Origin of the sequence: Candidatus Poriferisodalis sp., assembly GCF_965208485.1 — a bacterium.
Lineage (GTDB): Bacteria > Actinomycetota > Acidimicrobiia > Acidimicrobiales > Poriferisodalaceae > Poriferisodalis.
This window is the reverse complement of sequence record NZ_OZ242344.1, coordinates 1205046-1219222: the sequence shown is the minus strand read 5'-3', so window position 1 is coordinate 1219222 and position 14177 is coordinate 1205046. Positions and strand designations below refer to the sequence as shown.

Genomic DNA, 14177 nt, shown 5'->3' with positions numbered 1-14177 from the left:
GACGCACGAATGCCACGTCGTCGAGGGACAGCCCTCGGCCAGTGCTGCGTTGACCTCGAGATAGGTGATCCAGTCGAGCTCCTGGCCGCCGTTGGCGCTCGGCTGGCCGATCGTCATCAGCTCGGCCGAGCGGAGCTCAGCGATGACATCTGGTGCGACCCGCCTCGCCCACAGGTCCGCCGCAGCCTGAGCGGCCAGCTTCGGCGCAAGCTGCCGCGCCCGCTCGACGAGTTCGGCTCGGCGATCGGCAGCGGCAGACATGGTTCCTATAGAAGCAGGCCCCGCTGACACGGTGCAGACCTAGCGGCTGCGCGCAGCGGTGAACCGGGGAATCGGAGAACTCAGCTTGCGTCGGCAGTCTCGTCGAGACCGCTTGCGAGCGCATTCCAGCCCAGCGTCGCGCACTTGATGCGCACCGGGAACTTCACGACGCCGCGCAGCGCCTCCAGATCGCCGAGCCGCAGCGTCGCGCCGTCATTGGCGCCGACAGCGTCGGATGCGCCGTCGAGCGCTTCTGCATCTGATGGCTCGCCCCCGAGGGACTTGCTGCCGTCGCCGCCGATCGACTCCTCGTGGATCGACATCATGGCCTTGAAAGCCCGCGTCAGGTCGCGGATCTCGCCCACCGACTTGCCGATCACCGCAGCAGACATCATCGAGGCCGACGCCTGGCTGATCGAGCAGCCGTATCCGCCGACCCGCAGGTCGGTCACGACTCCTCCGTCCATCTCGAACGTCAGCACCACCTCGTCACCGCAGAGGGGATTGAAGCCCTCGCTGCGATGCGCAGGCGGGCACTCCAGCTCGCCCCGGTTGCGAGGGTTCCGGTAGTGATCGAGGATGATCTCTCGGTACAGGTCTTCGAGTCCAGCCATCAGGTTCCGTTCTGCCCCGGTCCTGCCCTCGTCCTGTCGCTCTCAGCGGCCGAACAGCGCGCCGACCTCGTCGAGCGCATCTGCCAGCGAATCTATGTCCGAAGTGTCGTTGTACACATACAGCGAGGCCCGCGTCGTGGCCCCCACGCCGAGGCATGCCATCAGGGGCTTCGCGCAGTGGTGCCCGGCCCGTACGCACACGCCGCTCTGGTCCAGCACTTGAGAGATGTCGTGGGGGTGCACATCGCGGAACAAGAACGAGAGCACACCGCCCCGCTGGGCCGGCTCTGACGGCCCGTGCAGCGTGAGGTCGTCGCCGTGACGCTCAGACAGTGTGCGCAGCGCGTAGCCGGTGAGGCTGACCTCGTGGGCGCGCACCGCGTCCATGCCGAGCCCTTCCAGAAACCGCACGGCGGCCCCGAGGCCCACGATCTCGGCGATGGGCGGGGTGCCGGCCTCGAACTTGTGGGGCACCACGTTGGGGAGGAAGCCCTCCTTGGTTACGTCGAGGATCATCTCGCCCCCGCCGAGGAACGGCGGCATGGCCTCGAGCAGCTCGGAGCGGGCCCACAGCACCCCGACACCGGTGGGGCCGCACATCTTGTGACCGGTGAACACCATGAAGTCGACTCCCATGGCGTTCACGTCGGTGGGCAGGTGCGGCACGTACTGGCTGGCGTCCACGCTGATCAACGCCCCGGCGTCATGGGCCGCATGGGCAAGGCGCTCGATCGGGTTGAGCGTGCCGAGCACGTTGCTCATGGCCGTGATCGACAGCAGCTTCGCCCCGTCGAGCAGCCGGTCGAGGCGCGTCAGGTCCAAGTGGCCGTCGGAGGTGATCGGTATCCAGCGAATCTCGAATCCCCGCTCGGCAGCCAGGATGTGCCACGGCACGATGTTGGCGTGGTGCTCCATCTCTGACAGCACAATCGAATCAGCCGGCCCGAGCCCCGAGCCGCCCCACGACCGGGCCACCAGGTTCATGGCCTCGGTGGCGTTCTTGGTGAAGACGATCTCGTCCGCGCTCGGGGCGCCGATGAAGCGGGCCACGTCAGCGCGGGCGCGTTCCATCTCCTCCGTGGCAGCCGCGGCGATCTCGTACGCGCCCCGGTGCACGTTGGCGTTGATGGTCTGGTAGTAGTCGTCCATCGCGTCGAGCACGACTGCGGGCTTCTGCGAAGACGCCGCCGAGTCCAGGTAGACGATCGGGCGGCCGTGCACCGTGCGCTGCAGCAGCGGGAACTGCTCCTTGGTGGCCCTGTCGATGGACGAGCCGGCCATGCCGTCGACCTCGGTGCTCACGCTGCGGCCTTCTGCTCGAACGGCTCGTAGCCGTCGCGTTCCAGCTCCGCCGCCAGCTCAGGCCCGCCTGAGGCCACGATGCGGCCGTCGACCAGAACGTGCACGTAGTCGGGCTCGATCTCTCCCAGCAGGCGCTCGTAGTGGGTGATGAGCACCACGCCCATGTGCGGCCGCTCGGCACGCACCTGCTGCAGGCCGGTGGCCACGACCCGCAGCGCGTCGATGTCGAGGCCCGAGTCAGTCTCGTCCAGCACGGCCACGTCAGGCTCGAGCAGCGCCAGCTGCAGGATCTCGTTGCGCTTGCGCTCGCCGCCGCTGAACCCCTCGTTGAGGTAGCGGTCCATGAAGGATTCGTCCATGCCCAGCCGGGACATCCACTCGCCCATGGCGACGTAGATCTCGATGGCGGACACGTCCTCGCCTCGGCGGGCTGAGACTGCCTGTCGCAGGAAGTTGCGCACCGATACGCCCGCAATGTGCTGCGGGTATTGGAACGCCAGGAACAGCCCCGCCTTCGAGCGTGCGTCGGGCTCCCACTCGGCGATGTCGTCGCCGCGGAAGCGGATCTCGCCGCTGGTCACCTCGTATTCGGGCGATCCCAGGATGGTGGCGGCGAGCGTCGACTTGCCCGAGCCGTTGGGACCCATGATGGCGTGGCACTCGCCAGCGTTGACGACCAGATCCAGGCCGTCGAGGATCAGCGGGCCGTCGACGGCTCGAACGCCCAAGCCGTCGATCTCGAAGAGGGGAGCGCCCTGCGCTGTGCTGTTTGCCGCGCCTTGCGGCGCTGTGTCGTCTGCCGCCATCAAGCGCAGTGTATGGCTGCCCCCAAATGCCTCAACAGGGCCGATCTCGCCCTGTGCTTCCCGCTCTTGTTCCCGATTCTCACGTGATTGGGTTCACGGGCCGCTCGGGCCTGGGCGCGGCCTCAGCGCCAGAGGTTGTCGACCACGTCGAGCCAGAGCTGGGTAGTCAGCGCGAGCGATTCGACATCTATGCGCTCGTCGTTGCCATGGAAGCGAGCGCCGTAGTCGCCGGCGTCCAACTCGGGGCTGAACAGACCGGCGCCATACGCAATAGCGCCCATGTCTCGGTACACGCGGGAATCGGTGAACCCGATGATGATCTGCGGCGTGAGCCGGGCGGTCGGGAACCGGCGCCCCACCGCCACCTCGAGGGCATCCCACAGCGGCGTCTCGACACGGCTGACCGATGCCGGGTCGTTCATGATGATCTCGAGTTCGACCTCGTCGGCCAGGTCGCCGAGCGCCTCGTCCAGATGCGCCTGGACTTCGGCGGCGCCCTCACCCGGCAGCGTCCGCACGTCGACCTCGATGTCGACATGGTCGGGGATGACGTTGGTCTTCATCGACGTCGGCGCGCCGATCACATTCGGCGAGAACGACGTGTGCGTGCACGAGTACAGGTGCGCCGCCACCGACGCGCTGGGATGTGCGTCCAGCCAGTCCTCGATGAGTGACTCGTCCAGCATGATGGCCTTGGTCTCGTCGTCGACTCCGAGCGTGTCGACCTGCTCGCGCCACAGCTCGTGGAACTTCGGTGGCGGCCGGTACTGCGAGATGCGGTGCACCACCGCCGCGGCCTTCACCAAGGCGTTGTCCTGGCGGAACGGCCGTGAGCCGTGCCCTGGTACGCCACGCACGCGCAGCCGGCGCCAGGCCACGCCCTTCTCGCCGACGTTCATGCCGATGAACGGCGCATCGGGCGAGCCCGAGTGCAGCCCGCCGTTCTCGGTCAGCACGTAGTCGGCGCCGATGGCGTCCCAGTGGTTCTCGGCCATCCAGCGGGCGCCGTAGGCCGAGCCGGCCTCCTCGTCGGCACAGGCGAAGTAGATGAGATCCCCCTTGGGCCGGTAGCCCGTCAGGGCCAGGTGGCGCATCGCGACCGCCATCGACGACGTCAGGTTCAGCATGTCCACCGCCCCGCGGCCCCAGACCTCGCCGTCGATCAGTTCGCCGCCGAACGGGTCGCGGCTCCAACCGTCCCGGTTCACCGGCACCACGTCGGTATGGCCCATCAGGCACAGGCTGGGCGCGTTTTGGTCGCTGCCCTCGATGCGGGTCACCAGCGAACGGCGGCCGGGCGCTGCGTCGAACACTCCGAGGTCCAGGCCTGCTCCCTCCAGATACGCCTGGATCGTGTCGGAGTTCCGGATCTCGCCGCCCGATTCCGCCGTTCCGTAGTTGACGCACTCGTTGCGGATCAGCGTCTGCAGCAGCTCGACGGTCTGGCCGGTCCGGCGATCCTCGTCACTGGATCCGGTGGCGAATGACTGGCTCATGTCCTGCAAGCTAGGTCGAACGGCGAGCAGAGTCCCGTATGGCTTTCCGGTGATCCAAGTCTGAGCAGAGGCGCTCGTCGGACCGGCATTTCTGCGCAGATAACGCGCGCTACATCATTTCCAGCGCAGCATTGCTGCCAAGGGCGGCACTCCTGCACAGATAACTCGAGCCTTCGTCCTTTTGTGGGATTCGGGCTGCTGGGTTCGGCGGGGTCAGGTTAGTAGCAGGCCGCGGGCTTCGAAGTTCGTGTAGTTGGTGAAGCCGTGGGCTTTGCGGCGCAGGATCTGCAGCAGGTTGTTGGTTCCTTCGATGGGTCCGTTGCTGGGCCGGCCGGCTTGGTGCCAGTCGAGGATCTGGGGGTGCCACGCCAAGAAGGTGTCGACTGTGTCGCTGAACTCGGGGATCAGCCCGGTGCCGTAGATGTCCGCGAACCGGTCGAGCGCTTCGAGGGCGCCCTTTCGGTCCTTGGCGAGATAGAGGCCGTGCAGCTCGCCGAGCGCGTCCCACGCGGCTTTGAGCCGCGGGTGGGCGGCGAACAGCTCCTCGAGCCGTTGGCGTTCGGCGGCGTCGAGCTTGTCGGGCCGTCTCATGAGCAAGAACCTGGCCCGGAACACGTCGCGGTCGAACACAGGCTTGGAGCCTTCGGGGCGGCGCTGCACGTCTCGGCGCACCGCGGTCAGCCCGGCGGCGAACCATCGGATCACATGGAACCGGTCCAGCACGTGGCGGGCGTGGCCGAGCCGCGCCTCGATGGCGGCCTTGTATGCCTTGGAACCGTCGGACACCACGACTTTGACGCCTTTGCACCATTTGTGGCCCTGAGCAGCCAGAAACCCCGACAGGGCTTGGCTGTTGCGATGCGGCACCATGGCGAGCACCTCGCCGGTGTCGCCGTTCACGAGCACCGTCACATAGCGGTGCCGCTTGCGGATCGAGGTCTCGTCCACCAACAGAACACGGCACCGTCGGCGGCGTCGATGACCGGCGACCAGCCCCGCATAGGCGACCACCAAAGCATTGACCAGCTTCCAGCCCACCTGATGGCGCTTGGCTGCCGCGTTGACCGTCATCGCGCGTGCGTCCTGGACCACCCGCCGCGCCAGACGCGCCGTGACGCTGCCCTCGAACGCCGGATGGTCCTCCATGAACCGCCGCCCGCACGGCTCGCACACCATCCGCCGCCGATCCCACACCAACGTGGTCGGCCGGCCCGACACCTCCAAGTCGCGGATCTCGCGGTCCCGGCGGTCATGGACCCTCCCGCTCGGCGTCCCACAACCCGGGCACTCGGGGCGACGCACCGCCGAGCGCACCCGCACCACCAGCTCCAAAGGCGCGTCGACCGCGACCTCCAGCACCTCAATACGCGGCAGCCACAGCCGCACCGACATAACATCACGCTTCATCGAGGCCCCCTGGGGTTCGGCGTCTCTCAAACACCGATCCCAGCAGGGCCTCGACCCCTACAAGCGGACCCTCAACCGCCCCTCATCCCACAAAAAGGCGAAGGACCGATAACTCCCACTAATCCTTTCCTGCGCAATATTGCCGCCATTGTCAGCATTGCTGCGCATGTTTCGGCTGGAGTACACGCGGCGTGGGGATGAACTGTGGTCGAATTGCCTGATGGACACAGGCTCAACGGGCGATCTGGGCGTCTGCGGGCTCGCGGCGACGCAGATGGCGACCATGCTGGCGGCGGGCGAGATCTCTGCTCGCGAGCTGCTCGCGGCCCATCTCGCACGCATCGAAGAGGTCAACCCTGCCCTGAACGCGATCGTGACGTTCACGCCTGAGCTGGCAGCGGTACGCGCCGCCGCGGCCGACGAGGCGCATGCGCGCGGCGAGTCGCTCGGACTGCTGCATGGACTGCCAGTGGCGCACAAGGACCTGGCATTGACGGCCGGGGTGAGGACGACCATGGGCTCGCCGCTGTTCGCCGAGTTCGTGCCCGACATCGACGCAATCGTCGTGGAACGCCAACGTGAGGCCGGAGCGGTCATGGTCGGCAAGACCAACACACCGGAGTTCGGCGCCGGATCGCACACCTTCAACCCGGTGTTCGGCTTCACCCGCAACCCGTACGACGTGACCAAGACCTGCGGTGGTTCCAGCGGGGGAGCAGCCGTCGCACTGGCAGCCCGGATGCTGCCGCTGTGCGACGGGTCGGATCTGGGCGGCTCGCTGCGCAACCCCGCCGCGTTCTGCAACATCGTGGGTTTCCGACCTTCGCCGGGGCGTGTGCCGAGTGCGACCGCCATGGACGCTTGGTTCCCCCTGGCGGTCGAAGGTCCGATGGGCCGGATCGTGGCCGATGTGGCTTTCTTCCTCGGGGCGCTGGCAGGTCCCGACGATCGCTCGCCGGTCTCCATCCAGGAGTCGCCCGAGGTGTTCGCCGGTTCGCTGGAGCGCGACCTGCGCGGGGTGCGCGTGGCGTGGTCTCCAGACGCGGGAGGGCTGCCGGTCGATCCCGCGGTGCGGGCCGCAACAGCGAATGTTCCCGGTGTGCTGTCCGATCTCGGCTGCGACGTCGTCGAGGCGTGGCCCGATCTGTCCGATGCCCCGCAGGTCTTCCAGGCCCGTCGTGCGTGGCTGTTCGCCGTCGGCTTCGGTCAGCTGCTCGAAGCGCACCCCGACGAGCTGAAGGACACCGTGGTGTGGAACATCCGCAAGGGCCTCGAGATGTCGATCTCCGACTACGCTGAGGCTTGCCGCCGCCACACCCAGCTCTTCGCCCGAATGGACGAGTTCATGTCGCCCGCCGCCGGAGGCTTCGAATTCCTGGCATGTCCCGCGACTCAAGTGCCGCCGTTCGACGTCGAGGTCGAGTATCCGACCGAGATCGAGGGCATCCAGTTCGAGACCTACATCGACTGGATGCGCTCGTGCAGCGACATCACCGTCACCACCCATCCCGCCATCTCGGTGCCTGCCGGCTTCACCGGCGGCGGTCTGCCGGTGGGCCTGCAGCTGGTCGGCCGCCACCGAGCCGATCGTTCGGTGCTGGAGCTGGCCCACGCCTGGGAGACAGCCACCCGCCACATCGACCGCCTCCCACCGCTGGCGGTCTGACGCGCCGGCTCCGAAGTCGAGCACCTGCCCGAGAATCGGGGTCGGCGACGCAGCCCGCTCACATCAATGTCGAACACAAGCAGTGACCGTCGGTCGACACTCCCGACGACGGTGTGCGCATAGAGGTTGCCCGTCTCGGTCAACGCTCGGCGGTGCTGCACCACGATCTCGAAATACAACGGTCCTATAGCTGGGTTTGCCTGCGCCAATTCTCGACCGCCGGCGGAATAGCGCTCTCGGAACGAGGGTTTGACCATTCCGTTCGGCTGATGAGAGCCCACCGGGTCTGCGGGGTCAGACCTCGGCAGCCCAAGCGCACCACCACGCCCGCACGCAGCGAGGCCAAGCCGCCGGACCTGCTGCGCCGACAGTTCGCCCCAGGGCGCCCCGGACCGGGCGTGGTGCCCGGACATCACCTGCATGCACACCGGGCTCGGGCCGACGAGCACCGAGAACCTGTTCAGCGGCAACTCGACGTTGTCGTGCGATCGAAACTGTCTGGCCTTCAACTTGGTGAGCATCGGACGCGACGCGCGAACTGCCGACAGTGACTGACAGATTGCCGCTCAGCGGCACGGCGACTCACGTTCGTACCGCAGCCAGTGAAGAGCGTGAGTTCGCTCAGTTGCGGTACTGGACTTCGATGAAGTCGTCGGGGGAGCCGTCCCCGGCTTCGGTCTCGGAGGTGATGAGTTCGTGCAGCCGCTTGGCGACGGGGCCTACCGTTCCGTCGCCGATCGGGACGCCGTCCCATTCCACCACGGGGAAGACGTGGGTGTCGCCGCCGGACATGATGAGCTCCGTGCCGACGCGGGCCTCGTCGGCCCGCAGCGGCCGCTGCTGCACCTCACGCAGCAGGCCCTCGTCACAGAGGGGACCGCGGGCCAGATCCAGCAGGCGACGCATGGTGGTGCCGTGCAGGATTCCCTCGAATGGGGGAGTGACGAAAACGCCGTCGGTGCTGATGCTGCATACGTTCAGCACGCAGGCCTCGGCGATGCAGCCGTCGTCGTTCACGATGATGCCGAAGGTGCCGCCGTCGTCGGTCGCCTCGAGGTGGGTCAGGACGTTCAGCAGGTAGTTGTTCGACTTGATCTGCGCTAGCAGCGGGGGCTTCATCGGCGTGTTGCGCACGGTGGACTCGCGGAAGCCGTCCACCATCGGGTCGAAACCGCCCGAGCCGAAGCTCATGGGGTCGAGCACGACGCAGTAGAAGCAGGACTCCTCGCACTCGGCGGGCATGAACGAGAACCCGCCCGGGCCGGCCGTGAGCCAGTACCGGACGATGCCGTCGCGGGCACCCGATGCGGCTGCCGTGTCGGCCACCATCTGAATGAGCTCGTCATGTGTCCACGGGACCGCCAGTCGGGCGCCTTCGGCGCTGGCGAGCAGGCGGTCGATGTGGATGCCGAGCCGGTAGAGGCGTCCGTTCACCAGCGAGCAGGTGTCGAAGACGCCGTGGCCCCGGTGCACCATGTGATCGTCGAGCGGCACCGTCATGACCGCCGGATCGGTGACGACACCGCCGAGGTACGAACTGAACATGGCGTAGCAGCCGCGCTTGCCATGGCGCCTCGCACTCATGCGCTCGACGGCTTCAGCGGCGCTCAGCACCCGCTGGGCAGGGCGCAGGCCTTCGGGGGGCTCGCCCGATGGGTCGGCACTGCCGTCCATGTTCTCGTATGAGATTGTCTCGTTGGAGACTGGGACCGTTCGCAGCGCCACGTCGTCGATGTTACGCGGGCTGCGGCGGCGGACTCAGGAATCGGGGGCTTGCCGGAAGCCGGTGTCGAAACGGCGCAAGCGCAACGAGTTGCCGACCACGAACAGCGACGAGGCTGCCATCGCCCCGGCCGCGACCAGCGGATCCAGCACTCCGAAGGCGGCCAGTGGGATCGCCGCCATGTTGTAGGCGAAGGCCCAGAAGAGATTGCCCCGGATGGTGCCCAGGACACGGCGAGAGAGCGCCAACGTGGCGGGAACCAGTCGCAGGTCACGGTTCAGCAGCGTGATGTCGGCAGCGGAACGGGCGATATCGGCGCCCGATGCCGCAGCGATGCCGATGTCAGCAGCGGCCAGCGCAGCGGCGTCGTTGATCCCGTCGCCCACCATGGCGACGCGGGCGCCGCCGGCTTGGAGGCGCTCGATCGCTGCCACCTTGTCCTGGGGCAGCACGCCGGCGGCGACCTCGGTGATGCCGACGCTGGAAGCGACCGCCCGGGCGGTGCGTTCGTTGTCGCCCGTCAGCAGGTGCGCGGCGACGCCGCCGTCCTGCAATGCCGCCACGGCGGCTCGGGCTGACGGCTCGATTTCGTCGGTCAGCACGATGACGCCCTCGGCGACCGGACCCCGGCCGGCCAGCACCGCTGTTGCACCGCTGGCCTCTGCCTTGGCGACGGCGTCGCTCACGGAGGCAGGAACCGTCTCGAACAGCGCATGCTTGCCGACCCGAACCTTGACGACGGGTCCCCGATCTCCGTTGCCGGCGTCGGGGTCACCACCCTTCGATGCGCCGGCTGGCAGACGGACCGAAGCGGTCAGCCCGACACCTGGCACTGCGTGTGCTTCCAGCAGTTCGGGTGTGCTCTCGGGCGCCTGCGGCAGCGCGGCGGCCGCGATGGCCCGCCCGATCGGGTGTTCCGATGCCGACTCCGCGCACGCGCCCAGCGTCAGGAGCTCGGTGGCGCCTGAGGCAGCGTCCCGGGGCCAAGCCGGGGCGACTACATCGGTGACCGACATAGCCCCGCGGGTCACCGTCCCGGTCTTGTCGAAGACGACGGCGTCGACGTGGCGGCTGTCCTCGAAGACCTGCGCGCCCCGAACCAGCACGCCGAGCTGCGCAGCGCGCCCGACGCCGACGGCGAGTGCCACCGGCGTCGCCAGGCCCAGCGCGCACGGGCACGAGATGACCAGCACCGCCACAGCGGCCGTGATCGCATCGCCGAACGCCGCCAGCGTCGCCCCGTCATCGCCCCACAAGCCGCCGATCACCAACCAGGCCACGAAGGTCACCAACCCAACGCTCACCGCCAGTGGGACGAAGACGGCGGACACCCTGTCCGCCAGCCGCCCGACATCGGCACGCGAGTCCTGGGCTCTGCGGGTCAGCTCGGTGATGCGCGTCAGAGCGGTATCGGCGCCGACGGCCGTCGCTCGCACCACCAACGCGCCGTTGCAGTTCAGCGTGCCGCCGGCAACCTCGTGGCCCGGTGCCACGTCGACGGGAACGGGTTCTCCGGTCATCATCGAGACGTCCACCGTCGAGTTGCCCTCGGTCACGACGCCGTCGGCCGCGAAGCGCTCGCCGGGCCGAACCGCGAACTGCATCCCGACATCGAGGTCCGCAGCGTCGATCTCGGTTCCGTCGGCGAGCCGGACAGTGGGAACAGCCAACTCGGCCAGCGCCTGTACGGCGTCGCCAGTGCGCGCCATCGCCCGGTCCTCTAGCCAGCGGCCCAGCGTCACGAACGCGACGATCACCGCTGCCGCGTCAAAGTACAGGTGAGCGCTGTTGCCTGACGCGAGTTGGGCCGCCGACCATGCCCATGCGGTGATCGCACCCAGCGAGATGAGTGTGTCCATGGTGGTGCTGCGGTGGCGGGCAGCACCCCAGGCGTTGGCCAGCACCCGGCGACCGCCCCAGCCCAGCGCCACGGTGGCGGCAGCGCCGATGGCGAGCCGCCAGCCCGCAAATTGCAGCGTGTCCACCATTGAGACCAGCCAGCAGCCTGCCGCGAGCACTGCAGTGAGCGGCCAGTCGTGCCACGCCGGCCCGAAGCCGCCGCCGGTGCTGGAACCGGCATCGGCCGGCGCCGGCCCCGCCTCATTCTTGCTCTGCACTGCGCCGGACGTCGCACCGGGCGCCGCTGGCGACAGGGCTTGCAGCGGCACCGAATATCCCAGCGAACTCACGACGGCGGCGGCTCGGCCTGCGAGTCCTCCCGGCACGTCCTCGTAGCCCACGACTCGCGCTCGGCGGGTCGCGAAGCTCACCGAAGCGTCGGTCACCTCTGTCTGGGAAGCCAGCTCTTGGGCGATGCGATGTGCGCAGTTCGTGCAGGTCATGCCCCCGATGGGCAGCTCCAGTTCGATGCGAGACGTTCCGCCGGTGCGCTCACCGGCTGCCGCCGCGCTGCTCCCGAAGGCGACGCGCATCGGTGAATCGTTCCGCTGTCGCACCTGTTGGTCTCCGCTCTTGTTCCCAATTCCGATTCAATACGGACTCGATTCAATACGGACTCTCGGGCCGCTCGGGCCGCGGCTTCGCCTGTCAGCTCAGCCTCTGTGGGCAGCGTAACGACCGGCTTCTGCTGTGTTTCGGCGCGGCTGGCGTAGCCTCGCGCGGCGATGGGGGGGGCGGACGAGCAGAACACGCCTCCGACGTTCGGGCCGACGGCGCTCGCCACGCCGGCGAATCTGCTGACGGTCGCCCGCATCGCTGCGTCTCCGGTGTTCATCGTGATGATTGCGGTGTGGGGACCCCGCTGGGTCACGTTCTGGACCGGGTTCGCCATCGCCATGACCGACTATTTCGACGGCTTGCTGGCCCGCCGGCACGGAGAGACACGGGCCGGCGCCTTCCTGGATCCGCTGGCGGACAAGGTGCTGGTGCTCGGCGGGTTCGCGGCATTGTCGTGGAACGGCCAATTCCACGTGGCGCCGATCGTCATCATCGCCGTGCGCGAGCTGCTGATCAGCGCATACCGCTCGCGTGCCGGCCGCCGGGGGATCTCGGTGCCTGCGACCACGCTGGCCAAGTGGAAGACCTTCACCCAGCTGTGGGCCATCGGGTTTGCGGTGATGCCGCCGCTGGCCACGCACGCGCACTGGATTGCCACGCTCACCCTGTGGCTCGCTGTTGCGCTCACGGTGTGGACCGGCTGGTCCTACCTGCGCTCGGCTCGCAGCGTCGCCGCGGAGCAGATCGGCGGTGATGGAACCGGCTGAGGCCGCCAGCCGCAGCGTGCGCCCTGCCTCCCGCCTAGTGGTGTGTCGCAGTTTTCTTCCGGGCATCATGCAGCTCGCTGACCTGCAAGAATGACTTGCTTCAGCCTCAGCCATCTCAACGACGAACCACTAGGGTCAACCGCTGTGAAGACCGAGATCGTCGCCGTGGGAACCGAGCTGCTGCTGGGCCAGATCGTCGACACCAACTCCTCGTGGATGGGCGAGCAACTCGCGCTGGCCGGCATCGACAGCCACTACCAGACGAAGGTGGGCGACAACCCCGATCGCATCGAGGACGCGTTCCGGCTGGCGCTCGACCGCAGCGACGCGGTGATCGTGTGCGGCGGGCTGGGGCCCACACAGGACGACATCACCCGCGAAGTGCTGGCGTCGGTGATGGAGGTCGATCTGGTGCTCGATGAGCGGATCGCCGAGCGGATCCGGTCGATGTTCGCCAACCGCCACCGTTCGATGCCCGAGAACAATCTGCGCCAGGCGATGGTGCCGGTCGGCGCGACGCCGATCCCGCAGCAGCCGGGCACCGCACCCGGTCTCGTGGCGCCGATTCGCTGGGTTCGGGGCGTCGGGGCCATCGGCGAGGGGGCGGCGGCCCCTGAGGGCGCCGAGGTGCTCGACCGGGTGGTGTACGTGGTGCCGGGCGTGCCCTATGAGATGCGGGAGATGCTCAACGGCACGGTGCTGGGCGATCTGCAGCGGCGTGCCGGGCTGACGGCCACGATCGAGAGCCGCGTGCTGCGCACCTGGGGACAGAGCGAATCGGGACTCGCCGAGATGCTGGCCGGACGCATTGAGGAGCTGGATGAGGTCGGCAACCCCACGCTGGCTTTTCTGGCGAGCGGCATCGAGGGCATCAAGGTGCGGATCACCGCGAAAGGCGCTGATTCGGCTGAAGCCTGGTCGCTCATCGACGCCGAGCAGGACAAGCTCGAAGCGCTGCTTGGCGACTTGGTGTTCGCTTACGACGACGACAACATGGAAACGGCGGTGCTGGCCGAACTGGGCCAGCTCGGCTTGACCTTGGGCGTCGCGGAGACCATCACCGGCGGCCGGATGGCCAATCGGCTGTCCTCCGCGGAGGCCGCGATGCGATCAGGCACTGCGCCAGGTGGGGCCAGGCTGGGCGATCCCGGGCTTGCGTCCGGTTCCGACGACACAGCGTCCGACGTCGGCGATCCTCGGACGTTCGCAGGTGGCATCGTGGCGCGGTCGGAACATCTGATTGACTACCTCCTGCGTGCCGGCTCATCGGAGGTGTCCCCGCTGGGCGACGATCTCGTTCCGCCGGTCGCGTCGGCCGCAGGTGCGGAAGCGCTGGCCCGTGCTGCCCGCTTGCGCACTGGCGCCAGCGTCGGCCTCGCGGTCACCGCAATCGAGGATCGCGCGGCGGCCACACCAGAGCATCCCTTCGGCACTGCGTTTCTGGCTGTGTCGATTTCGGCGCAGCCTGCCCGCGGCGATCTGGGGGCGGTCGCGCACCGGGATCAAGCCGACGAGATCCGCTTGCCCGGCGACCGCGAGCGCTTGGCCGACTACAGCGCGATCTCCGCGCTCAACCTGCTGCGCCTGATCCTCCAAGACCGCCGCTAGCCGCTTCGCAGCCTCAGATTCCGCCTCAGACACTGATCTGCCGACCAATCGTGCGCGGCCGCGCAGCCGG

Annotated in this window: 10 protein-coding genes and 1 pseudogene; 3 read left to right on the top strand and 8 right to left on the bottom strand. The window is 68.2% G+C overall.

The annotated features are described in order from the left end of the window. Positions 1-6: 6 nt before the first annotated feature. From ACOGXQ_RS05455 to ACOGXQ_RS05430, 6 genes and pseudogenes are all read right to left on the bottom strand, one after another. Positions 7-261, bottom strand: a pseudogene (locus ACOGXQ_RS05455) (acyl-CoA dehydrogenase family protein); the annotation flags it as partial. 80 nt (positions 262-341) lie between these two features. Then, complete coding sequence (gene sufU, locus ACOGXQ_RS05450; RefSeq protein ID WP_419946418.1) at positions 342-875, bottom strand: Fe-S cluster assembly sulfur transfer protein SufU; 534 nt, start codon at positions 873-875, stop codon at positions 342-344. A 42-nt stretch (positions 876-917) separates the two neighbouring features. Continuing rightward, on the bottom strand, positions 918-2156 hold the full coding sequence (locus tag ACOGXQ_RS05445) for a SufS family cysteine desulfurase (protein ID WP_419947343.1): 1239 nt from the start codon (positions 2154-2156) through the stop codon (positions 918-920). 17 nt (positions 2157-2173) lie between these two features. Further along, complete coding sequence (gene sufC / locus ACOGXQ_RS05440; protein WP_419946417.1) at positions 2174-2983, bottom strand: Fe-S cluster assembly ATPase SufC; 810 nt, start codon at positions 2981-2983, stop codon at positions 2174-2176. A gap of 122 nt (positions 2984-3105) precedes the next feature. Then, positions 3106-4479: a M20/M25/M40 family metallo-hydrolase gene (locus ACOGXQ_RS05435; protein ID WP_419946416.1), complete on the bottom strand. Its 1374-nt coding sequence runs from the start codon at positions 4477-4479 to the stop codon at positions 3106-3108. 213 nt (positions 4480-4692) lie between these two features. Next, positions 4693-5886, bottom strand: coding sequence for an ISL3 family transposase (locus tag ACOGXQ_RS05430; protein WP_419943792.1), 1194 nt, complete (start codon positions 5884-5886; stop codon positions 4693-4695). Positions 5887-6106: 220 nt separating this feature from the next. On the opposite strand from ACOGXQ_RS05430, the gene ACOGXQ_RS05425 reads away from it, so the two are divergent. After that, positions 6107-7552 (top strand): amidase, encoded by a 1446-nt coding sequence (locus ACOGXQ_RS05425; RefSeq protein ID WP_419946415.1) that lies wholly within the window; start codon positions 6107-6109, stop codon positions 7550-7552. A gap of 621 nt (positions 7553-8173) precedes the next feature. On the opposite strand, the gene ACOGXQ_RS05420 is transcribed toward ACOGXQ_RS05425, so the two are convergent. Together ACOGXQ_RS05420 and ACOGXQ_RS05415 are read right to left on the bottom strand one after the other, a co-directional pair. Further along, positions 8174-9277 carry an aminotransferase class IV gene (locus ACOGXQ_RS05420; protein ID WP_419946414.1) on the bottom strand — a complete coding sequence of 368 codons (1104 nt, stop codon included), beginning with the start codon at positions 9275-9277 and terminating at the stop codon, positions 8174-8176. Positions 9278-9310: 33 nt separating this feature from the next. Next, on the bottom strand, positions 9311-11707 hold the full coding sequence (locus ACOGXQ_RS05415) for a heavy metal translocating P-type ATPase (RefSeq protein WP_419946413.1): 2397 nt from the start codon (positions 11705-11707) through the stop codon (positions 9311-9313). A 192-nt stretch (positions 11708-11899) separates the two neighbouring features. On the opposite strand from ACOGXQ_RS05415, the gene pgsA reads away from it, so the two are divergent. Both pgsA and ACOGXQ_RS05405 read left to right on the top strand, forming a co-directional pair. Then, positions 11900-12499, top strand: a complete 600-nt coding sequence (pgsA, locus tag ACOGXQ_RS05410; protein WP_419946412.1) for a CDP-diacylglycerol--glycerol-3-phosphate 3-phosphatidyltransferase — start codon at positions 11900-11902, stop codon at positions 12497-12499. 144 nt (positions 12500-12643) lie between these two features. Continuing rightward, complete coding sequence (locus ACOGXQ_RS05405; RefSeq protein ID WP_419946411.1) at positions 12644-14107, top strand: molybdopterin-binding protein; 1464 nt, start codon at positions 12644-12646, stop codon at positions 14105-14107. Positions 14108-14177 lie beyond the last annotated feature (70 nt).